The 23,545-nt window shown below is 51.9% G+C and carries 15 protein-coding genes and 3 rRNA genes; 3 read left to right on the top strand and 15 right to left on the bottom strand.

Annotated elements, in window-relative coordinates:
• Positions 1–44: 44 nt before the first annotated feature.
• The 11 genes from CCUR_RS01170 to CCUR_RS01115 all read right to left on the bottom strand — a co-directional run bounded on the left by CCUR_RS01170 (position 45) and on the right by CCUR_RS01115 (position 16,025).
• A complete protein-coding gene (locus CCUR_RS01170; protein ID WP_012802655.1) occupies positions 45–1,139 on the bottom strand; it encodes an isocitrate/isopropylmalate dehydrogenase family protein in 1,095 nt (364 codons plus the stop codon).
• Positions 1,140–1,402: 263 nt separating this feature from the next.
• Positions 1,403–2,002: a hypothetical protein gene (locus CCUR_RS01165; RefSeq protein WP_012802654.1), complete on the bottom strand. Its 600-nt coding sequence runs from the start codon at positions 2,000–2,002 to the stop codon at positions 1,403–1,405.
• 87 nt (positions 2,003–2,089) lie between these two features.
• Positions 2,090–2,205 (bottom strand): 5S ribosomal RNA (rrf, locus tag CCUR_RS01160).
• A gap of 143 nt (positions 2,206–2,348) precedes the next feature.
• Positions 2,349–5,356 (bottom strand): 23S ribosomal RNA (locus CCUR_RS01155).
• A 467-nt stretch (positions 5,357–5,823) separates the two neighbouring features.
• Positions 5,824–7,335, bottom strand: a 16S ribosomal RNA gene (locus CCUR_RS01150).
• The 16S, 23S and 5S rRNA genes sit together here, the layout of an rRNA operon.
• A gap of 635 nt (positions 7,336–7,970) precedes the next feature.
• Positions 7,971–9,182: a tyrosine--tRNA ligase gene (tyrS, locus tag CCUR_RS01145; RefSeq protein ID WP_012802653.1), complete on the bottom strand. Its 1,212-nt coding sequence runs from the start codon at positions 9,180–9,182 to the stop codon at positions 7,971–7,973.
• A gap of 104 nt (positions 9,183–9,286) precedes the next feature.
• Entirely contained in the window at positions 9,287–11,773 is a 2,487-nt protein-coding gene (locus CCUR_RS01140; RefSeq protein ID WP_012802652.1) for a U32 family peptidase, read from the bottom strand.
• Between the two features lie 24 nt (positions 11,774–11,797).
• On the bottom strand, positions 11,798–12,313 hold the full coding sequence (locus tag CCUR_RS01135; protein WP_012802651.1) for a hypothetical protein: 516 nt from the start codon (positions 12,311–12,313) through the stop codon (positions 11,798–11,800).
• Between the two features lie 293 nt (positions 12,314–12,606).
• The gene (locus tag CCUR_RS01125) at positions 12,607–14,739 is read right to left on the bottom strand and encodes a transglycosylase domain-containing protein (protein ID WP_012802649.1); all 2,133 of its coding nucleotides are present in this window, start codon (positions 14,737–14,739) and stop codon (positions 12,607–12,609) included.
• Between the two features lie 150 nt (positions 14,740–14,889).
• The gene (locus CCUR_RS01120) at positions 14,890–15,324 is read right to left on the bottom strand and encodes an arginine repressor (RefSeq protein ID WP_012802648.1); all 435 of its coding nucleotides are present in this window, start codon (positions 15,322–15,324) and stop codon (positions 14,890–14,892) included.
• A 308-nt stretch (positions 15,325–15,632) separates the two neighbouring features.
• Positions 15,633–16,025, bottom strand: coding sequence for a nitrous oxide-stimulated promoter family protein (locus tag CCUR_RS01115; protein WP_012802647.1), 393 nt, complete (start codon positions 16,023–16,025; stop codon positions 15,633–15,635).
• Positions 16,026–16,382: 357 nt separating this feature from the next.
• Here CCUR_RS01115 and CCUR_RS01110 point away from each other — a divergent pair, with 357 nt between their 5' ends.
• A complete protein-coding gene (locus CCUR_RS01110; RefSeq protein ID WP_012802646.1) occupies positions 16,383–16,811 on the top strand; it encodes an FKBP-type peptidyl-prolyl cis-trans isomerase in 429 nt (142 codons plus the stop codon).
• Between the two features lie 162 nt (positions 16,812–16,973).
• Here the strand turns inward: CCUR_RS01110 and CCUR_RS01105 are convergent, their stop codons facing one another.
• Positions 16,974–18,641 carry a formate--tetrahydrofolate ligase gene (locus CCUR_RS01105; protein ID WP_012802645.1) on the bottom strand — a complete coding sequence of 556 codons (1,668 nt, stop codon included), beginning with the start codon at positions 18,639–18,641 and terminating at the stop codon, positions 16,974–16,976.
• Positions 18,642–18,730: 89 nt separating this feature from the next.
• Positions 18,731–19,504 (bottom strand): type III pantothenate kinase, encoded by a 774-nt coding sequence (locus tag CCUR_RS01100; protein WP_012802644.1) that lies wholly within the window; start codon positions 19,502–19,504, stop codon positions 18,731–18,733.
• Between the two features lie 129 nt (positions 19,505–19,633).
• Here CCUR_RS01100 and CCUR_RS01095 point away from each other — a divergent pair, with 129 nt between their 5' ends.
• On the top strand, positions 19,634–20,323 hold the full coding sequence (locus CCUR_RS01095; protein WP_012802643.1) for a response regulator transcription factor: 690 nt from the start codon (positions 19,634–19,636) through the stop codon (positions 20,321–20,323).
• 99 nt (positions 20,324–20,422) lie between these two features.
• Positions 20,423–21,382, top strand: a complete 960-nt coding sequence (locus CCUR_RS01090) for a sensor histidine kinase (RefSeq protein WP_012802642.1) — start codon at positions 20,423–20,425, stop codon at positions 21,380–21,382.
• On the opposite strand, the gene CCUR_RS01085 is transcribed toward CCUR_RS01090, so the two are convergent.
• Positions 21,360–21,944 (bottom strand): biotin transporter BioY, encoded by a 585-nt coding sequence (locus CCUR_RS01085; RefSeq protein ID WP_012802641.1) that lies wholly within the window; start codon positions 21,942–21,944, stop codon positions 21,360–21,362. The genes CCUR_RS01090 and CCUR_RS01085 overlap by 23 nt on opposite strands.
• 124 nt (positions 21,945–22,068) lie before the next feature.
• The gene (locus CCUR_RS01080) at positions 22,069–23,469 is read right to left on the bottom strand and encodes an MATE family efflux transporter (RefSeq protein ID WP_012802640.1); all 1,401 of its coding nucleotides are present in this window, start codon (positions 23,467–23,469) and stop codon (positions 22,069–22,071) included.
• Between the last annotated feature and the right edge of the window lie 76 nt (positions 23,470–23,545).

The raw sequence follows: 23,545 nt of genomic DNA, 5'->3' as shown, positions 1-23,545 counted from the left end.
CTGCCAACCTAGTTTCATCTGTTGCTCGCCTGCTCATGAACACCCTATCTCCTTGTTTGCAGCTTCTCCACTACTGCGGCGGTGAATTCCTTGGTTGAAGCAACAGCACCACCCTGTGACATCGCGCGAATATCCGCTGTTAACGTACGTCCTTCAGAAAAGACCGCCTCTATCGCCTCACGAATCGCTGCAGCAGCGTCCATTTCACCAAGATAATCAAGCATCATAGCTGCTGAAAGAATCAGAGCCGTTGGGTTGGCTTTACCTTGACCAGCAATATCTGGAGCGCTTCCATGTACTGCTTCAAACACCGCTTCTTCGCGACCAATATTTGCACCGGGAGCAATACCTAACCCCCCGACTAAACCGGCGGCAAGATCGCTCACGATGTCCCCGTATAAATTCGGTAAAACGACAATGTCGAATTGACTTGGATTGGTAACCATATTCATGCAGAACGCGTCAACAATTCGATCTTCAAATGCCACACGCCCCTCGTATTCACGAGCAACTTCGCGCGCAACCCGAAGGAACAGACCATCTGAATGCTTCATAATGTTGGCCTTATGAACAGCCGTTACCTTAGATCGTCCCTGACTAACTGCATAGTCAAAAGCATAGCGAACGATATCGCGCGATGCAGAAACACTAATCGGCTTTACTGAAATACCGGCATCTGAGGCAATGGTGCCAAGCCCTTCTTGCTCAATTACGCGCGCAAGATGGGCGGCAGCTGGACTGCCCTGTTCACATTCGATACCGACATAAAGGTCTTCGGTATTCTCACGTACGATTACCATATCAACGTCGGTAAAACGATTTGGCAATCCCGGAAGGGTGCGCGCCGGACGTACATTGGCATAGAGCTTCAGCTCTTTGCGCAGCGCCACATTCACGCTGCGAAAACCGGTTCCCACAGGCGTTGTCACCGGCCCCTTAATAGCCACTTTGTTCTTACGCACCGCTTCGATGGTTGATGCCGGTAGTGGCGTGCCGTATTGTTCAATAGCGGGAAGACCTGCTTCTGCTTGTTCCCAAGCTATATCAGCACCTGATGCTGCCACGACTGCGCGCATTGCTTCTGAAATTTCAGGCCCAATGCCATCACCGGGAATAAGCGTTACTGTGTGCTGAGCCATTATGCCTCCCTGTAGCTATACGTGGTTTTGCTCTGAGTTGTCATGCTTGTAATAGGAAACATGATACCGAACAGAGCTCCACACAAGAAAGCAATTCAATCGACGATACAAAAGCAGGAAAATCTACGGCGTGTTATCGCGACAATTTATCGGCTTGCTCGTTCAGTTATTCTCTCTGCAGCGCGGGTAGTCTCATTAACTAGCTCACGTTGTCGATAAGGCCTTAGGGAATGGCAGATCTTCAGCAGCTTCGCGCCTAACAACTAGCTCACGTTGTCGATAATCTGCTGAGCACGACTCTTGAGGGCACCCTTAGAATTAGCCGCATCAAATTCCATACGCTCAGCGAGGCTCTTCTTTACCGCGGCAGAAAGTTTCCCTTCTGAAAACCCAATAACCGCAACAAGCATATCCTGAAATTCCAAATCGCCGTGGTAACACTGAATGCCTTCGTTGATCAGAGGCCAAATCTTTTCGGACCGCGATTCTGTTGTGGCACCCAACTTGCACAGGAAGCGCATAGCCGCCAAGCGAACAGGACCATTATCTTCATCGAACAGTGACGCTTCAGCCCCTGCAAGAGCCTTGTCACACGAACGAGACCCAATATCAACCAGGCAGGTAAGCGCATCAAGACATTCCCACCGCGTCTGTGCTTCAGGGCGGTTAAGAGCATCAATTAAATCATCCGCAAACGGAAGAACAAGCTGAGCATCGCGTTTTGCAACAGCCGCGATAATCTGTGCAGCGTTCTGACGAGAACGACGCGATGGACCTGATAGTTCTTCGATAGTTGATTGCAACACGGAGGCATCAGTCAGTGCTCCCTCGACCAGTTCGTCGGCTTCTTGCCGTTCTGACATGGCCGCGCCTCCTCGCATAAACACAAAAGACCCGCTAAGCGAGTCTCGTAGACATCCTATAAGCACCCACCTCTTCAGTGCACGACACGAGCGCGGCGCCCTATCCTCCCACGGACTTACCTCCGTAGTACTTTCGGCGAGGGCGGGCTTAACTGCCGGGTTCGGGATGGGACCGGGTGATCCCCGCCTCCATGGCCGCGCTCGTGCCGGGCGCTCAAGAGTAAGGTCTCTTTAAGGCGCGCCGGCGCCTTAATCCGAGTGTTCTTCTATGGGACTTGTCATGCACCCTGAGGGCCGCATAGCGTCTCGATTCTTGATGTATACAAGCGCAATTGTCATATGGAATATGATGAAGAGCTCGGGCTATTAGTACCGCTTGCCTAAAAACACATTGCTGTGCGTACAGCTGCGGCCTATCAAACTGGTAGTCTACCAGTGCCCTTACCAAAAAGAGGACTCATCTTGGAGACGGCTTCCCGCTTAGATGCTTTCAGCGGTTATCCGTTCCGGACGCGGCTACGCGGCAGTGCCGTTGGTCGACAACCGCTGCACCGGAGGTCCGTCCACCCCGGTCCTCTCGTACTAGGGGCAGATCTCCTCAATCCTCTTGCGCCCGCGGAGGATAGGGACCGAACTGTCTCACGACGTTCTGAACCCAGCTCGCGTACCGCTTTAAATGGCGAACAGCCATACCCTTGGGACCGACTCCAGCCCCAGGATGCGATGAGCCGACATCGAGGTGCCAAACCTTGCCGTCGATGTGGACTCTTGGGCAAGATCAGCCTGTTATCCCCGGAGTACCTTTTATCCGTTGAGCGACGGCCATTCCACGCTGTGCCGCCGGATCACTAGAACCTGGTTTCCCACCTGCTCGGCTTGTAGGCCTCGCAGTCAAGCCCGCTTATGCTCTTGCACTCAAAAGGATGATTGCCAACCATCCTGAGCGGACCTTACGCGCACCTCCGTTACTCTTTAGGAGGTGACCGCCCCAGTCAAACTGCCTACCTGACACGGTCCGCACGACCCGTTAAAGGGGCCTGCGTTAGGACGCCGGCGCGATGAGGGCAGTATTCCAAGGTCGGCTCCACCCAGGCTTGCGCCTAGGTTTCATAGCCTCCTGCCTATCCTCTACGCACCGCGCCTGCGCCCAATGCCAAGCTGCAGTAAAGGTTCACGGGGTCTTTCCGTCCTTCCGCGGGTAATTCGCATCTTCACGAATAATGCAATTTCACCGGGTCCATGGTTGAGACAGCGCCCAAGTCGTTACGCCATTCGTGCAGGTCGGAACTTACCCGACAAGGAATTTCGCTACCTTAGGACCGTTATAGTTACGGCCGCCGTTTACCGGGGCTTAGCTTCAGCGCTTCGGGTATACACCCTAACGCATCCGCGTGACCTTCCGGCACCGGGCAGGCGTCAGACCCTATACTTCGCCTTGCGGCTTGGCAGAGTCCTGTGTTTTTGGTAAACAGTCGCTTGGGCCTCTTCACTGCGGCCTCCCCTCGCTTTGGCTTGTGAAAAGCTTCACGAGGAAAGGCGCCCCTTCTCCCGAAGTTACGGGGCTAGTATGCCGAGTTCCTTAACCATGGTTCTCCCGATCGCCTCGGTATGCTCTACCCGCCTACCTGTGTCGGTTTTGGTACGGGCACCTCGTGTCTCCCTAGGGGTTTTTCTTGGGAGCATGGACTTGGCGGCTTTGCCAAAATGGCTTCGTCTCGCGTCTCAGGCATATGTTCTCGCGGATTTGCCTGCCAGAACACCCTACACGCTTTCACGGGGACGTCCAGAACCCCGCCCGCCTATCCTCCTCCGTCGCCTCATTGGATAAAACGACACGAGATGGTACAGGAATATCGACCTGTCGTGCATCGGTTGCGCATGTCTGCCTCACCTTAGCTCCCGACTGACCCTGGGGGGATTAGCCTTCCCCAGGAAACCTTAGGCTTACGGCGGCGGCGTTTCTCACGCCGCTTGTCGCTACTCATGCCAGCATTCTCACTTGCCTAACACTCCACGCAAGATCGCCCTTGCGCTTCATCGCTGTTGGCAACGCTCCCCTACCGCTTAAAGAAAACCTCTTTAAGCCCGCCGCTTCGGCGCCATGCTTGAGCCCCGTGAATTGTCGGCGCATGTCCACTTGACCAGTGAGCTGTTACGCACTCTTTAAATGCATGGCTGCTTCTAAGCCAACATCCTGGTTGTCTAGGCAGGCGCACATCCTTTGCCACTGAGCATGGACTTGGGGGCCTTAGCGGGCGGTCTGGGCTGTTTCCCTTTTGAGCGTGCGGCTTAGCCCACACGCTCTGACTCCCGGGCTTTTTATCCCGACACCATTCGGAGTTCGGCTCCCATCGGCAGGCGGTGAAGCCCCCTTTGGGATCCGGTGCTCTACCTGCGCCGGGGAAATGCCCGAGGCTAGCCCTAAAGCTATTTCGGGGAGAACGAGATATCTCCGGGTTTGATTGGCCTTTCACCCCTATCCACAGGTCATCCCCTCCGTTTTCAACCGAAGTGGGTTCGGCCCTCCACGGGGTCTTACCCCCGCTTCAGCCTGCCCATGGATAGCTCACCCGGCTTCGCGTCTGCCATATACGACTAAAAGCGCCCGTTTAAAGACTCGCTTTCGCTGCGGCTCGCTTATAAAGCTTAACCTCGCCGCATTACGGCAACTCGCTGGCTCATTCTACAAAAGGCACGCCGTCACAGAGCAAAATGCTCTGCTCCGACTGCTTGTGGGCACACGGTTTCAGGTACTATTTCACTCCCCTCTCGGGGTGCTTTTCACCTTTCCCTCACGGTACTAATTCGCTATCGGTCATGGGAGAGTATTGAGCCTTGGAGGGTGGTCCCCCCTGCTTCTCGCCGGGTTTCACGTGCCCGGCGATACTCTGGGTCATATGACTCGGCGTGCATCGCTATTTCGCATACGGGGCTTTCACCCTCTTTGGCCGGCCTTCCCATGCCGTTTTGCTATAACGATGACACATACTCCGCTTAAAGACTCGGGCTTTAAGACTCATATGCCCAACAACCCCGCTGTGGCATCCCCCCGAGGGTATAACGCTCACATGCGGTTTGGGCTTTTGTGCGCTTTCGCTCGCCACTACTCGCGCAATCTCGGTTGATTTCTCTTCCTCCGGGTACTGAGATGTTTCAGTTCCCCGGGTTACCTGCATCCATCCCTATTTGATTCAGGATGGGCCGACCTGGCATAACCCAGGTCAGGTTTCCCCGTATCGGACATCTGCGGGTCAAAGGCTGTTTGCGCCTCTCCGCAGCTTTTCGCAGCTTGCCACGTCCTTCGTCGGCTTCCCATGCCAAGGCATCCACCGTGTGCCCCTAAATATCTTCATCTAAAGTAGGTATTAATTACCTACTGTGTTTACCTCGATATTCGGGTATCCATATCGTGCGGAGGCAACAAGAATAGTGTTTTGCCTCCGCTTGTGTAATTGCGATCGTTTCAAGATGCGAACCACCTATCGCGTATCAGAGGGACCCTTAATATCTTCTCGCGTTTTGCAAGACGAGGGAATCTCTATTACTTGATTGATGATTCTTCTCGAGAACGCTATGCGGCTTTCAAGGTGCAGACACAAGATACGAAAAGGTATAGATACCTATTTTTGTATCCTTGCCCCGGGAGAACCCCGGAAACCGAATACTGCAATGAGTATGAGAAGTGACTATCAAGCAGGTTGTGTCTTTCTCTTGGTAGAAAGACATGCCTTGATGTAAGGCACCTTTTGTCGGGCTCGAAGGACAAAATGCCTCGACAAAAGGGGTGGTGCACATTTGGCACCTCTAGGTTTACTCCCTAGAAAGGAGGTGATCCAGCCGCACCTTCCGGTACGGCTACCTTGTTACGACTTCACCCCCCTTATCCCCCGCGCCTTCGGCGCCTCCGTCCCAAAAGGGTTCGGCCGGCGACTTCGGGTGCAGACGACTCGGGTGGTGTGACGGGCGGTGTGTACAAGGCCCGGGAACGTATTCACCGCGGCATGCTGATCCGCGATTACTAGCAACTCCGGCTTCACGGAGGCGGGTTGCAGCCTCCGATCCGAACTGGGACCGGCTTTGGGGGATCCGCTTGGGCTCGCGCCTTTGCATCCCGTTGTGCCGGCCATTGTAGCACGTGTGCAGCCCAGGGCATAAGGGGCATGATGACTTGACGTCGTCCCCGCCTTCCTCCGGCTTGCCGCCGGCGGTCCCGCATGAGTCCCCAACTAAATGCTGGCAACATGCGGCAGGGGTTGCGCTCGTTGCGGGACTTAACCCAACATCTCACGACACGAGCTGACGACAGCCATGCACCACCTGTGTAGGCTCCTTTCGGCTGCGACATCTCTGTCACTTCACCTACATGTCAAGCCCTGGTAAGGTTCTTCGCGTTGCTTCGAATTAAGCCACATGCTCCGCTGCTTGTGCGGGCCCCCGTCAATTCCTTTGAGTTTTAGCCTTGCGGCCGTACTCCCCAGGCGGGGCACTTAATGCGTTAGCTGCGGCACGGAAGGCAAATGCCCCCCACACCTAGTGCCCATCGTTTACGGCTGGGACTACCAGGGTATCTAATCCTGTTCGCTCCCCCAGCTTTCGCGCCTGAGCGTCAGTGTCGGCCCAGAAGTCTGCCTTCGCCATCGGTGTTCTTCCCGATATCTGCGCATTTCACCGCTACACCGGGAATTCCGACTTCCTCTACCGCACTCGAGCACACCGGTTCGGGATCCGCCCGGAGGTTGAGCCCCCGGTTTCGAGATCCCGCCTGGTGCGCCGCCTGCGCGCGCTTTACGCCCAATGAATCCGGATAACGCTCGCCCCCTACGTATTACCGCGGCTGCTGGCACGTAGTTAGCCGGGGCTTCTTCTGCAGGTACCGTCCTTAATGTCTTCCCTGCTGAAAGCGGTTCACGGCCCGAAGGCCTCCATCCCGCACGCGGCGTCGCTGCGTCAGGGTTTCCCCCATTGCGCAAGATTCCCCACTGCTGCCTCCCGTAGGAGTCTGGGCCGTATCTCAGTCCCAATGTGGCCGGTCGGTCTCTCAACCCGGCTACCCGTCGTTGGCACGGTGGGCTACTACCCCGCCGTCTACCTGATGGGACGCGACCCCATCCCCCGCCGCAAAAGCTTTCCTGGGTATGACATGCGCCATACCCGGCATATCCGGTATTAGCCCGGGTTTCCCCGGGTTGTCCCGATGCGGGGGGAAGGTTGGTCACGCGTTACTCACCCGTTCGCCACTGTATATCCGCCCAAGGGCGGTTTAATCGTTCGACTTGCATGTGTTAGGCGCGCCGCCAGCGTTCATCCTGAGCCAGGATCAAACTCTCCATTCAAAAAGACGCTTGCATACGAGCAATTGCTTACTTTTATGCTCAAGCGTCATCTGTTTGAAGATCATGATGATCTTGGTGTTCATCTATCGTACAGTTATAAGCTTATTTCTCCTATGAGTGATAAGCCCATACCTGCGTGACAGGGTTGTCCGTCTAGCTTGAATTCTTCTCTTCATCACAGTATCCGGTTTTCAAGGTTCTCCACCACCAAAAAGGTGGGATGCCGCTTGAAACGGCAAGGATTCATACTACGCAGCAAGACACTGATAGTCAAGCATAGATTTCAACTTTTTCAAACCGAATATGAACTTTCATATTTCACAATACAGGTCATTGAACAGGCATTATGAAAACGGCACTTTTAAGCGACACAACACCTTGTGGCTATAGGACGCCAGGATTCCGTATGCAGTAGCAAAAATTTTATCTCAAGTCCCAGAAGAAATTCTATCGCGCATCCCATTGAAGGATTTTGCCTCTATGAAGTCTGAAAGCAAGCAGAAATTAACACCTGCTTTCGCCTCTACACTGACGGAGATGAAAGCGTTTATGTAGTACGCACGGACCTCTGTATGATATGCGATATGCGCGCGTTTATTCGTGTTCTGCATACATAATTGCACACCTCTGCGCGCCTACGCTAACTTAACGAATCGACGCTTCCCCACCTGGATGACCGCGCCTTCAAGATCGCCCGCTGCAATCTGATAGGACTTGGCCGCCAGCGGCGTACCATTTACTTTTACCCCACCACCATCGATAAGGCGACGACCTTCACCGGCACTTTTTGCCAAAGAAGCTTCATGTAGAACCTTGGGCAGATAGACCATGCCCTGTTCATCAGGCTGCAGACTGCCGGTAAACATCGGGATGTCTTCAGGCATATCATGATTTTTAAACAGGCGATCGAAACTGACTTCTGCTTCAATAGCAGCCAAATCGCCGTGATACGCAGCCACAATATTGCGGGCCAATGCACGTTTAACCTGGTTGGGGTGCAAACTTCCCGCTGCAAGGCCCTCTTCTAAACGGTCGATTTCGTCAACTGATTCTGTCGAAGCCAGACGGTAGTATTTCACCATCAGTTCGTCGGGGATACTCATGACCTTGCCAAACATATCGTCTGCTGCATCGGTCAAGCCAATATAGTTGCCATAACTCTTCGACATCTTGCGCACACCATCGGTACCCTCAAGCAATGGCAGCGTTAAACACACCTGAGGTTCCTTGCCCATCTTTTCCATGAGCTCGCGCCCCGCCAGCAGATTAAAGAGCTGATCGGTGCCACCCAATTCGACATCGGCATCTATAACAACCGAATCATATGCCTGCATAATCGGATAGAGGAATTCATGCACACTGATGGGTAAATTCTGCGTATAGCGGTTATGAAAATCGTCACGCTCGAGAATGCGAGCAACCGTAAAATTACTAGCGATCTTCAACAAACCCTCAAGGTTCAGGTCGAGCAGCCATTCAGCGTTATGACGCAGCGTCGTCTTCTGCGGATCGAGAATTTTAAATGCCTGGTCAATATAGGTCTGGGCGTTTGCTGCAACCTCGTCGGAAGTCAGCTGAGGCCGCGTGCTATTGCGCCCAGAAGGGTCGCCAATAAGCGCCGTACCATCACCGATAATAAGCGTAACCTGGTGGCCTAAATCCTGAAACGTGCGTAGCTTACGCAAGGGAACGGCATGACCGATATGAATATCAGGAGCCGTTGGATCGACACCAAGCTTGATATTAAGCGGACGGTCACGCTTCAGTTTTTCAAGCAGTGCCTCCTCTGGAACAATCTGAGCGGTACCCGATTTAATGATGCGTAATTGCTCTTCAGCAGGAAGCATAGAAACCCTTTCGCCGACATATGGATGATGATTCTAGCACAGGGAGATGGTATCGCTCGGCGCGTACGGTAGATATCGGCTGTCTTTAATAACGCTACCTATCTTTAAGAAACACCACGGAATAGATGTCCCGTTGTCGCGCCGGGCACCTTGGCAACCGTATCTGCCCCACGCAGAGCGATATCACGCGCGCGAACAGCACGAGAAACTGCCTTGGTTGTTTCATCAACAGTCAGCAGGGTGGCATCAACCATTATGGCCGTTACACCAGCGGCAATAAGGTCGGGTAAGGTATGCACAATGTCAAGCGGCACGGCATTATAAATATGACTGCGTCCACAGCAATCGGTAATCACGGGCATTTCATAACCCTTGCGGTCCTTTAAATAATGCGGACTCTTACGCCGCACGCAGGTGGTGCAATTGCGGTTGCACGGCCCCTGGCTCATCAGCAAACAATGCTCGGTAACCATCAATTCCGTCGCACCAGAAACCACCAAACCTAACGGTGCCTGCGTTTCTTCGCCGATCTGCTGAATCTGACCTAAGGTAAGCTCGGGTGATAACCAGACACGTTGTGCGCCAGCAGCCACAAGGCCATCAGCTGTCCAAGCGTTCAACACGGGAATATGGGGACCTGTTTCGACGTTGGCACCGCAGGCAAGAGCGCGATCCAGCTGCCCCATGTTATCAACGAGCACAGTTCTTCCCCGCTTAACGTAGCGCCACGGATCGAATGCGAAACGGTTTTCCCGCGTCCCCTCAAGCGGATCGTGGTCGATAGCAGGCAACGCAATACCTACCTGCTTGGGATAGCCTGCCTGCGCCACAGTTTCTGATAGCTGCCCAGCAATAAGCGATTCCCCGCGCTGATAATTAAGTGCTGGCACAAAAATCGCATCGGCATGCGCTTTGTGCGCCGCACGGGCACACGACGCATTCGTGACCCATACAACAACCTCGCAGGTATTTCCACTGACCAGCGATTTTGAGGACTGTGATCGATCGGTAATGCGTGTCAGTTTTCGTGCGTGATACGGAGCAAGCAGCGCTTCTTGCATCATTTCGCACGCTGTAGCGCGCACCTTGTGAATCTGCGAGAAGCCCACACCCACATTTTCACCGAGATCAACTTCGATACTTTGCAGAACAAATGGCTCGTTGCCCATGCGATCAACATGCTCGATAACTTCGTCTGCGACGAGTGCTTTCGTACGTGCCTGTTCTACTACGGCACCTTGTGCTTGTACGCGCACCCCTGAAGCGGACTGTAACGACACAGAAAGCGGCTGGCCTTCGTGTACTGTTACCTGAATATCAAGTGGAACTTTTGGCAACAGTGCGTCATCAGCAAAGGCAGCTTGCGCGCTGCGCACACGAAACACGCGGTCACCTTTTCCCACCTTACGGGACACTTCAAGGCGCACGCCTTGTTTGCCAACAGGTTCAAGCCTATTGATTGGTTGAGCGAAATGGCCGCGATTTGTCCAGAATTCAACAACGTCTCCAACGAACAGCTTTCGCTCAGCTTCCACAACCACGGCACCATCGTGTGCGCTGCTTACTCGACCGATAAATATTCCCCGGTTATTTGGCCGGCCGAAGCTCATCATGTCGTTGCCGTCGTCATGCGTTAAATAGGCTGTGGTAAATCCTCGGCTGAATGCTTCCGAAAGAATACGCTGCTCATTCGCTGTGGCGCGTACTTCTTGCGGAATGGACGCACTGAAAAGCTCCGTGGTGGAACTTGATGCAGCCCGTTGGGCGCACCAGGCAAGCGTACGATCGAGTACAGCACGATAAACACCCACCACAGCAGACACATATTCGGGCGACTTCATGCGTCCCTCGATCTTCAAGGAAGTAACGCCGCAGGTTACCAGTTCAGGTAAAAGATCGATCGTGCAAAGATCCTTAGGGGAAAGAAGATGTTCGCCCGGCGACGAAAGCGGCTTGCGCTGAGCGCGATTATGCAGTTCGTATGGCAAGCGACAGGCCTGCGCACACATACCGCGATTTGCCGAACGCCCTCCAACAAGCGACGACATAAGGCATTGTCCCGAATAGCAGATACACAGTGCACCGTGGGCAAATACTTCTACTTCCATGCCAAACGAATGCGCAACCTGAGAAAGATGATCAATCTCAGCAAGCTCTAATTCACGCGCAAGCGTCACACGAGCAGCACCAAGCTTGTGCACCGCTTCAATGCCCGCTGCATTATGGATGTTCATCTGCGTTGAAATATGCAGTTCGGCCTGCGGAAGTGTTCGATGTATTTCTAAAGCGAGTCCAATATCCTGCACGATAAAGGCATCAACCCCACGGCGGTACGCCTGCCGCACCATTTCTAAAGCTGCTGATGCTTCCGACGGAAGAATGACAGTATTGGCTGTCAGATACACGCGTACGCCACGTAAATGAGCATAGTCACATGCTTCGGCAAGTGTGTCCATGGTGAAATTATCAGCACCACGCCGTGCATTAAACCGATCGATACCCAAATAGACAGCATCTGCCCCGCTGCGCACGGCCGCGTGCAGACACGTCATGTTGCCTGCTGGAGCAAGCAACTCGACAGCATTGTTCATAAATGTTCTCTCCGATAGCGAATGTTATTCGCTTGCGATTTCGCTTACCGCTGCATCAGCGGCCTTCACCTTCTCGATGCCGCTATTATACGCATCTTGCACCGCAGAGAGACGTTGATCGTATCCGTCGGAAGAAACGGCACCCCGCTGCACGTCGGAATACAGCGAAACATAACCGTCTAGCGCGCCATCAAGCGTATCGAGTGCATCAACGTAGTTGTCTTTAACCGATTGCAAACGCTCCGGTGCATCGGCAGCCTTTACTGCTGTAATTGTTCCATCAACCGCTTGCTGTTGGGCACGCATGCTGACAACGTCGCCCGCAGCCACTGCCTTTTGGAATGCGTCCATTTCAGTCTGCAAATCGGACATCTGCTGGTTGAGAGAAGCCATGTACTGACGATTATCAGATGCCTGGTCGCCATCACTTGCTGCAGTACGGTTAAGTGAGCATCCAGCAAGTGCGAATGCGAGTGCTGCCACAACAACAAGAGTCATACCCCAAGTAAAGGCGGAGGAACTAGTCGATGAGCGTTTCATACTTCCCTTTCATAGTGGGTGCGCCACTGGCGCTGAAGATCGATCAATTATGCAATCGAGCTCTGTTTCAACGTATGCGTTTTTGCAGCATACTCGGCTTTGATCTTTTGAGCAAAGCTCATCATGAACTTGTCATCATGCCGTCATTGCACAAGTTGTCCATGGTGCTACTCGTAAAGCTTTCAAATACCGCTCTTTTTAAGCTGTCAAAACAGCACCAGATCACATAAACGTTGTCTAGCAAACCACCAAAATTGCCGAAACCCTCTGGTTAAATAAACCACCTATCAACCTCAACCAGCTGTTGGAGTTGTTGTTGTCGCTGTACTTTCTGACCCGCCGGAAAGCGTCGGCGTAACCGTAGTAGTAGCCTCAGTTTCAGACGTGGTGCTCTGTGTATCTGTCGACGAATTCGTATCAGAAGTGGATTCACCCGACTCATGATCGTTGCGCAAGGTTTCAGACTTCTTGCGTTCACTATCTGAAATACCGTTGGGATTATAACTACCTGTACCAAGCTTTGCTTTCTCTTCCGCGGTCAGCACTCGATACGCTGGCATCGAAGCGTTATCCATAACGAACGTCTCGATATCATTTCGAGTGATCAGTTCGTTCAGGAACAGTGAAAACATATCGGTTACGCTGCCATAAGAACTCATCTGACGCTCTTCAGGAACACCTTCCCAACAGGCAACAGCATATTGCGGCGTAATCCCGCAAAACCATTTGTCGCGCCAATTCTGACTTGTACCAGTTTTACCCGCAGCAATCTGGCCAGAAGAAAGTCGTGCTTGGCGACCAGTACCGCTTGTAATAACGCTTTCCATGACCTTTTCACTCGCATGAGCGACTTCCCCGCTCATCACGCGTTTTCCGGTCGTGTCGGCCTGGAATACCACGTTGCCATTTGCGTCAGTAATACGCTCAATTGCAACTGCATCATGCTGGATACCACCCGATGCAATAGTTGCATACGCAGCGGCCATTTCGCGCACGGTAACCCCTTCGGATCCAAGCGTAATCGAAGGAACCGCTTCCAATTCGGACTCGATACCCATACGTTTTGCCATGTCAACAACCTTTTCAGGAGTAATCATGTCGCACAGCCGCGCAAACCCCGTGTTGGAAGAAACCGCAAAGGCACTGGCAATAGAACGAGTTCCATAATCAGCTTTACCGTAGTTTTCTACATTCCACGTACCAATCTTGGCGGTAGATGAGCAGTTCACATACGTTGAGTTAGGGTCAACGCCCTCTTCAATAGCTGCCGCAAGCGTGAATGTCTTAAACGACGATCCCGGCTGTCGCTGGGCTTGCGTAGCCAGATTATATTGGCTTTCGTCATAATCGCGCCCGCCAACCAACGCGCGAATAAAGCCAGTTTCAGGGTCAACCGCTACCATAGCAACTTCGACATCACTTTCCACCTGGGAAAGCTTCTTTTTTGCCGCCGCTTCAGCAGCATCCTGTGCCTTGACATCAAGCGTAGTTGTTACCGTCAGGCCGCCCTTAAAAACTTCGGCTTCGGAATATTTGTCCAGCAGAACCTGTCGCACGTAGCTGGTGAAATACGGATATGCAGCAATACCATTTTCGGTTGGCTCAGACGGGTTAAGATTCAACGGCTCGTTGATAGCTTCTTGATACTGTTCTTGCGTGATACGCCCGCGCGTGAGCATGCGATTGAGTACAGTATTACGGCGCTGCAAAGCGTTATCGGGATACGTAATGGGATTGTTGTATGTGGGCGACTGAGGAATACCTACCAGCAAAGCAGCTTGAGCGAGCGTAAGATCTTTCGCATTGACTGAATAATAGCGCTGAGCTGCTGCTTCGATACCATAGGCACCCGAACCATAGTTGATGGTATTCAGGTACATCAGCAGGATCTCATCTTTGGAATATGCTTCCTCCAATTTAAGCGAAATATATGCTTCGCGCACCTTGCGCTTTAAGGTCTGTTCAGAAGCTTCTTTGGAAAGCACCGTGTTACGCACAAACTGCTGAGTGAGAGTGGAGGCCCCTTCATGTGACGACCCCGTAAGATTCATAACGGTCGCACGAGCAATGCCCCATAAATCAACGCCACTATGCTCGTAAAAACGCGCGTCTTCGGTAGCGATTGTCCCGTCTTTTACAAACGCACTGACGTCATCCAGACTGGTAAGCGGTTCACGGTTTTCAAGATAAAATTCGGCAAGCAATGTGGTGCCATCGGACGCATAGACACGCGTTTTTTGTGCCAAATTGTATGCCGAAGCGTCCTGGTATTCAGGAAGATCCTGCAGCCACGACTGACAGAGAGCATATCCCGAAACGCAACCCGCAATAATCAGACCGAAGAGGACAGCCAAGATGTACAAAAGGGGAATCGAACGCCTTTTGTTACGAGTACCATGGCGCTTTTTCATAGCACGTGAAGCCAACGGGACCTCCTAGTTAAAGATGGGGGTATTTTAGCATCCACGCTTTACTGGGTTCGAAAGTACACAAGTACGCACAGGAAACGCCATATACATTCGATGATGCCAGAGGCAATTTTTGCTACAAAAGGCAGGTAACCCTACCTTTTATTGCTATGAACGATGACGTCGCAATCCGTCGAGAATTTCTCGAATAGATTCGGCATCCTCAGGTGTGCGAGCAGCAATCATGATGGTGTTATCACCGGCAACTGTACCGAGAGAACCAACAAGCCCCGCATTATCAATGGAACCTGCAACGCCAGCAGCCCCACCAGGAAAGGTACGTACAACAACCAAGTAACCTGCGGTGTAGACTTCTTCAACCAGTTCAGCAACCATATGATGCAAGCGCATATCCTCGGGAAGAACGTAGATACCTTCGCTCGACTTGAGCAATCCCATGTCGGTAATATCACGAGAAATAGTTGCTTGGGTGCACTCGTGACCTTTTGCCTGCAACTTCGATGCAAGTTCCCGCTGAGTACGAATTTCATTATCACGAACAATCTCGCGAATGATATCGTGCCTCTGCATGCGCTTTTTCATAGGGCAACCACCTTCCAATATATTCGATAAAAGCATATTTAATACCATTTAATATGCACTATTATTGAGTAAAATATTATAAAAATGCGAGAAATATAATAGACAGAAAGTAAGCTTCTTACAAGAAGCTAAAGGCGTCCATGCTCCACGGGCACTTTGATCTCCCTTCTGTCGAAGTAGAGCCAAACGACTGAGATCTCAACTAACCAGGCGGCATAATAACATAGACGAGAATGCTTATCAGCAAATATTCACTTTGTCGCATTAAATTGCCGAAAAGTAGGAAAAGAACGGCAATCGAGCGCCTATTATCGCTCAAAGCGTGAAAGCAGGTGTCGAATAGCCCCTTTTGGGTCCACGAAAAGCATGCGCGGACCAGCATATGCCATTGCTTGTCGAATGCGTTCACGCATCTGGGGTTGATAGCAATGTGTCTTACACGCACTGCAGAAGGTTTTTGTTTCCATATGCGGGCAGCGATCGATGCGGTCAAATGCGTACTCGACCAGTTCACGGCAGGAAGGACAAAGACGTGCTTCGTATCCATTAATTACTACAGGGGCTACCTCGTTGTGATGCTGACCAGCGCAGTAGATACCCACCATCTGTATAAGGGTTGCTTTTTCTCCGCTGCGGCGTTCGGTGAGAGAATCAGATGAAATGGCGCTGTCTGGAGCGATATTTTTTACTTCTGCTTTCATGGGCGCATCGTAGCACACGACTTCGACCGATTTTCGAAGTCGTCCGTTTTCCCCGATAGGTCCCAATCAATTTATTTCTAGAAAGCGTTGCATCGACTGGTCTGATCCTATCTGCCTGCCCCCTCTTTCCTGACCCTGTCTGCCTGTTCTTTCTCCCCTAACACTATCTGCCTAGCCCCTCTTCTTTATAAAGCAGCCGATAGTTATCTGGCTCTTATGCTGTTCTATTAGCACTACCGTACCTTCGCACTTTCAGGCAAGATGATGGAAGACGTAAGCAACGCGCAATCAATGCGCTAGACTGCTTTACCATGCTCGTAGGTAAGAAAGCGAGCCCGACAAAGAACGGATTTCTCTATGGACAACAAAGGCAAAAAAGTTAAGGTCCACTATATCGGCACACTCGATGACGGCAGAGAATTTGATTCGTCCGTTAAGCGCGGTGAGCCGATTGAATTCACTTGCATGGCCGGTCAAATGATTAAGGGCTTCGATGAGGCCGTAAAGAATATGGCACAGGGTGAAACTAAGAAAGTTCGTATTCCTGCAGCTGAAGCTTACGGAGAACGCGACGAAAGCCTTATTCAGAAGGTACCTACCGAACAGATCCCTAATGCCGAAAAACTACCAGTTGGTGAAACGATATTCATGCGTGGTCCCGGCGGGCAATCGTTCCCTGTCAAGGTATTAAGCGTCGAAGATGGTGTGGCGACTTTCGACCTAAATCACGAAATGGCCGGCAAAGATCTCAACTTTGAAATAACCCTTGTTGAAGTCGAAGATTAGCAGCAGCTTGGCAGAATAAGACACTAGAAAACTAGTGTCGGCTCAGCATAAAAAATGAGCTTGGAATCGATGTAGAAGTGCGCTGAAGAAGCTTAGTAGACGAGAGCAAATAGGTTTTGCTCTCGTCTACTTTTATTAATACCTATTGTTCACGCGACACGATTAGAACAAGCCCGTAATTCTGCCTGTTTCATCGACATCAATCTTAAAAGCAGCAGGACTCTTCCCTAGTCCCGGCATAGTCATAATGCTACCGGTAAGCGCCACAATAAATCCGGCGCCCGCTGATACCCGCACTTCACGGATAGTAATGCGGAAGCCGCGCGGCGCGCCCTTTAATGAAGCGTTATCGCTGAAGCTATACTGAGTTTTTGCCATGCAAACTGGCATTGAAGAAAACCCGAGCGATTCCAACCGAGCAATTTCTTTCTGCGCTTTGGGAGCAATATCCACGCCATCCGCATGGTAAACACGTCGCGCAATCGCTTCGATCTTATCGGCAATTCCCCCTTCAAGCTCGTAGGCAAACGTGAAGTCATTTGGCTGCTCGCATAAGCGCACTACTTCACAGGCCAATTCTTCGCCACCTGCACCTCCGCGTGCCCATACCTCTGACAGCGCAACGTTAACGCCCAACTCGCGACACTTATTTTCAATCAGCGCGAGTTCTGCTGGCGTGTCAGTAGGAAATGCATTGATGGCAACCACGCAGGGAAGTCCGTACACCTGGGTGATGTTTTCGACATGCTGAAGCAAATTGGGAAGACCCGCTTCGAGGGCGACCAAATCTTCCGTGTTTAAGGCATCCGGCGCGGTACCACCGTGACTCTTTAGCGCACGCACCGTAGCCACAACAACCACGGCATCAGGCCTAATACCGGTCAGGCGACATTTGATGTCTAAGAATTTTTCAGCCCCTAAGTCGGCCCCGAATCCAGCTTCAGTGATAGCATAATCACCCAACGCAAGCGCCATACGCGTGGCCATAATAGAATTACAGCCATGAGCGATATTGGCGAACGGGCCACCGTGAATAAACGCTGGTGTCCCTTCGAGTGTCTGCACAAGGTTGGGCTTCAGAGCATCTTTCAGCAACGCAGCAAGAGCCCCTTCAGCATGGAGGTCATGTGCGGTAACCGGCGCATCGTCGAAGGTGTACCCCACCACAATACGGCCCAAACGTTCTTTTAAGTCGGTAATAGAAGAAGCCAAGCAAAATACCGCCATAATTTCGCTAGCAACCGTGATGTCGAACCCGTCTTCGCGCGGAACACCGTCGGCTTTTCCGCCAAGACCGCACACAATATGACGCAACTGGCGATCGTTCATGTCAACCGCCCGCTTCCACGTTATCTTGCGTACATCGATACCTAATTCGTTACCATTGTGGATATGCGCATCGAGCAGCGCCGCCAATAGATTATTCGCGGCACCAATAGCATGAAAATCACCGGTGAAGTGCAGGTTGATGTCTTCCATGGGCACCACCTGGGCATATCCACCACCAGCTGCACCGCCTTTGATGCCAAACACCGGGCCAAGGCTCGGTTCGCGCAAGGCGACAACCGTCTTTTTGCCAATACGATTCATCGCGTCAGCCAAGCCCACCGTTGTTGTGGTTTTGCCTTCGCCCGCAGGCGTCGGATTAATAGCAGTAACGAGCACCAGCTTCCCCGGAGTTGTGTCAACTTCACGTAGAAGGTTGTAGTCAATCTTCGCTTTGTTTTTGCCGTACTGCTCTTGATACTTTTCAGGCACACCAATGACTGCAGCCACTTCGGAAATGGGGCGGATAGATGCCTGCTGAGCGATCTCGATATCGGTGAGCATACAGCCTCGCTTTCGGGTTCGTTTGTGTAAAAGCGGCAAAGTGTCGCTTGTGTCTACCACTGGCGTTGTTAATTAAGCCAGCACATTTTTTATTCTAAAGGGGAAACTGCCTTGTAGATGGCGTGCAATCCCCGCAAGGTTAAATCTGGGTCGACAGCGGTTACCGTCTGTGAAAGAGTTGCGATCGCACGACCAAATCCGCCAGTAGCCACTACAGCTGTCTGATACCCGAGTTGTTTCCAAATACGTCGGATAAGACCATCGATACGATCAACCTCGCCATACATCATGCCAACCTGGATAGCTTGCACCGTGCTTGATCCAATCGCCGTGCCCGGATCGGTCATTTCAATAGCTGGCAGTAAAGCGGTATGAGAAATCAGTGCGTTTAAGGATGTCTCAACACCCGGGGCGATAACACCACCGCAAAAGCGCCCCTGTGTATCGATTACTTCAATGTTGGTAGCGGTACCAAGGTCGACCACAATAACCGGATCGCCATAATGTGCCCGAGCGGCGACGGCATCAGCGATACGGTCTGCGCCGATGCGCCCCTCATAAGTCGATACGTTAAGCAGGCTACCCACCATTTCAGAATCGATAGAAAGTGCCTTGCGACCGCACAGGTCAAGTGCCACCTTGCTCCACAGGCGATTAAGTGCAGGAACAACCGTTGCAAGTATGACCCCTTCAACATCACGTGGGACAATACCGTCAAGCGCGAATAGGCTATTGAGCATAATGCGTGCCTGATCAGCCGTCTGAGAAGCGTCGGTGCGCACCCGCCACCGATAGGTAAGTTCGTCGTCATGCCAGGTACCCAGTACGGTATGTGTATTGCCGACGTCAATGGTGAGTAACATATGTTTGACAACCTCTCCCACGGAAAGCTCCCCCGTATAGGATGCTATGATAATGCTTCAAACAGCAGTAAAGCCCGTGCAGTAATAAAACCTGCCAAGTGGACTTTCGGGCAGCCGGGAAGGAACACCATGAACGAAAAGCCCTCACGCATTCTTGTGGTTGACGACGAACAGACCATCACCGATTTTGTCAGCTATGCTCTTCAGAAGGAAAATTTCGAGTCCGACGTCGTACATAACGGCGAAGACGCCCTTGAAGCTGCCAAGAAAACGGACTATGACCTGTTCATTCTTGATATTATGCTCCCTGGCATGGACGGCTATGAGCTCTGTCGTCGCCTGCGGAGTTTTACCAGTGCGCCTGTCCTGTTTCTTTCGGCGCGCGATACCGAACTCGATAAGGTAGTTGGCCTTGAAATTGGTGGCGACGACTATCTGTCGAAGCCCTTTGGCCTGCGTGAGCTGATCGCTCGCGTGCGTGCGCTGTTGAGGCGCGGCAGCGGCCAGATGGAAACCGGGCATGCGATCACCGCCAGTGGTATCACACTTGATGAAGACGCACACACGGCAACCGGCGATTCAGGCCCGATTGATCTTACCCCGCGCGAATTCGAACTCATGGCAGCACTGATGAAACACGCCGGCAATGTTGTTTCCCGCGAAGATCTTCTGCGCGATGCATGGGGCTGGGAATATCTCACCGAAACAAAGACGGTTGACACCCACATCAAGCGTCTGCGTGACAAGATTGCTGCAGCCGGGTACGATCCAAGTGTTGTCGAAACCGTACGCGGTTACGGTTATCGCTTCCGCCAGTAAGCGACAAAGCAGGCGCAGCGGGACGGGCTTGCTATTAAAAAAATAGCCACATATTTCGCATTCCTTACCACCATTCTTTCCATTGGTGCTGGCGTGGTCATGTTTATCTTTGCTCGTGTAAGCAATTGGACAGACTGGCGTATTATCGTCCCCCTTGCGATGCTTGCAAGCTTGATATTCTTGCTGTCACTGCTTATCGGACATTTTATTGCCCAGCCACTCGCCGACTTGCGCGAGAAAATTCGGCTCTACCGCACAGGTGATACAACGATTGATTTTTCCCCTCAGGGGTCGCTCCAGGAAGCTGATGATCTCGCGGGTGATTTCAAAGATCTGCTCGATTCGTCCTATGCACAAGCCGCTGATCTGGCTCGCCAGGAAAAGCAACAGCTCCAGTTTGTTGGTGACGTTGCCCACGAACTGCGCACTCCCCTTACGGCTATTCATGGCAATGCTGAATTACTGGCGGACCCCGATTTACCACCGGAGATGCGAGAGAAATTTGGCCACACGGTCGTTACTGAAAGCGAGCGACTCACGCGCCTTGTTAATGACTTACTTTCGCTGCAGCATATCGAAGGCGACAGCTACGTGCTGAACTTTACCCGTGTTGATTTGCGACCCGTTGCTCAAGAAGCAGTTGATGCACTTGCGCCTGTTTTGCAGGAACGCGGTGCTCATTGTGTCGTTATTGGTGAAGCGCCCGACGTGCTCGGCAATCGCGATCGTCTTAAGCAGGTAGTTTCCAATCTCGTTGATAACGCGAGCCGGTTTATTGAGCCTGGTGGACATATTCGTGTTGAGCTCTATGGCGTGGGAGGAAATTCCATTATTGCCGTTAAAGATGACGGAACGGGCTTTGGCGACGTTGATCCGAAGATGCTCTTCGAGCGGTTCTTTCGTACCGATTTTTCCCGTGCCCGCAACACGGGCGGCAGCGGCCTTGGCCTTTCGATCGTAAAATCGGTCGTTGAAGCACACGATGGCACCGTAGAGGCCTACAACCTACCTGAAGGCGGTGCGTGCTTTATCGTTGCTATCCCTTCGATGGGAGCGTAACAGCTCTATCGTGCCCCACAGCCTTGCGCACTGCGCGAGCAACAGGCACTGCCAAGGCAACTTTTACCAGATCGATGATAATAAAAGGCGCAATGCCTGCCACAAAAGCAGCGGCAGGACCCATACCCGTTACAAAGGAAAGCTGCAGCCAGCCGCAGGTATAACAAACAATAAGCAAGATGACAGCTGCGGCGTATTCAACAACAATCGAGCGGCGATTCCCCAAGAGTTTAAGGAACAGAACCGCTGCTAAGGTACCTATTACAAACCCGATAAGAAAGCCACCTGTCGGTCCTGCTACCACACCAATGCCCCCGCGCATGGAACTGAATAGCGGTAATCCCAAACTGCCAAGAACCAAGTATGCCACCGCAGTTGCAATCGATTCGCGCGAACGTAAGGCAAGAAGCACGAACACTTCAACAAACGTTTGCATCGTAAAGGGAACCGGACCAAGCGGAATAGTAATCCAAGCTGAAACAGCCAACAGGGCAACCGATAGGCCGATAAAGGTAATTGAACGAGTGCGCTGTAATGACTGGTTATTCTGTCTTGCCTGCATGGACTATCCCTTCATTGTTATGCAATAAGCGCAGCAAATAAAAGCATGTGTCACTATAGGTAAGTAATCTATTAATGTAAACCTTTTTATAAATTTAGGTTTACATTAATAAAAGATGAACGCATTAAAAGCGCGCGACCGCCTTGCCTGCTTCAAGCCGCTTGATTCGCTTTGATTCCACAAAAAAGAACAGCGCCGTGGTAAAAATAGACAGAAAATCAGCAACGGGAACTGCACAGTAAAGGGCATCGAGACTCGTTAACTGCGGTGCTATCTGTGGCAGCACTTCTGGAAACACCAGATATAACGGAATCAAAAAGAGAACCTGGCGCGACAAGGAAAGGAATGATGATTTAAACGGCTGTCCTGTCGCTTGGAAATAATTGGATCCAATAATTTGAAATCCAATAAAAGGTAGCATGAGCAGCTGTATCTTCAGCGCGAACACCGTAAATGAAACCAGGTCTGCGTCGACAATACCAAATGCCCCCACAATCTGATTGGGGAACACATGCACAATCACCCACATGAAAACCGAAATGGCGGTAGCGGTTAGAATGCCATCTTTTGCCGTTGTACGCACACGCGCAAACAGATGCGCGCCGTAATTGAAGCCAAGCAGCGGCTGTATAGCGATTGCGACACCAATCAAAGGGAACACCGTAAACAGGGCAACCCGCTGCACCACGCCAATAGAGGCAAGTGCTCCATCGGAACCGATAGCACTCTGCACTCCGTATTTAACGAGCATGTTGTTTAGTACAAAGCTCACAATTGCCGCAGCCGCTTGCAGCGCAAAACTTGCAAATCCCAACGCCAGAATAGTTCCCACGGTGCGTGCTTGAAATACGAGCTCACGCACGTGCAACCTCATCGGCACGTTTTTTGTAATGGTAAAGAACCACAGCACACAGACACACGAAGCCGCCTGACCAACCAGCGTGGCGCACGCACTACCCACAACGCCTAAATTGCACACGATAACAAACAGGTAATTGAAAACAATGCAAACCACTGCCCCAATAACCATCGTGCCAAGCGCGCGGTTTGGCGCACCAGCAGTACGGATGAAGTTATTCACCCCCATGCCGATACACTGCAAAATAAAGCCTGCCGAAAGTATCTGAATAAAGATACGCGCCGCATCCCATGTTTCTACCGTTGCCCCCGACAACGTTAACAGTGTTTCGATTGACGGTGGCATAAAAGCTATCAAAGCAACCGCGAGAGAAAAGACCACTGAAAGTGACACCGTATTGCCAAGAGCCCGTTCGGCTCCCAATCGATCGCCTTGCCCCAAACGCAGAGCAGCGAGTGCATTACCACCGTTGCCCACTAATAAAGCGATAGCAAGAAAAATAATCATGACCGGCGTCGCCGCTGTCACGGCCGACAGACCGATCTCACCCATCGCTTGGCCCAAGAACACCGAATCGATAACGTTATAGGCACCATTCGCAAGCATGCCAATAATCGAAGGAATGGAAAACTCTGCAATCAAACGGGGAATCGACTCAGTACCCATACGATTGACTTTTACGTCGCGCCCCGGGTTGATGGGATCCTCGCCAATCGGTGCACCGGTCGACACAGGACGACCC

It is taken from the genome of Cryptobacterium curtum DSM 15641 (genome assembly GCF_000023845.1).
In the GTDB taxonomy this organism is placed as follows: domain Bacteria; phylum Actinomycetota; class Coriobacteriia; order Coriobacteriales; family Eggerthellaceae; genus Cryptobacterium; species Cryptobacterium curtum.
Note: the sequence above shows the minus strand (reverse complement) of the source record. Positions and strands in the feature narration are given on the sequence as shown.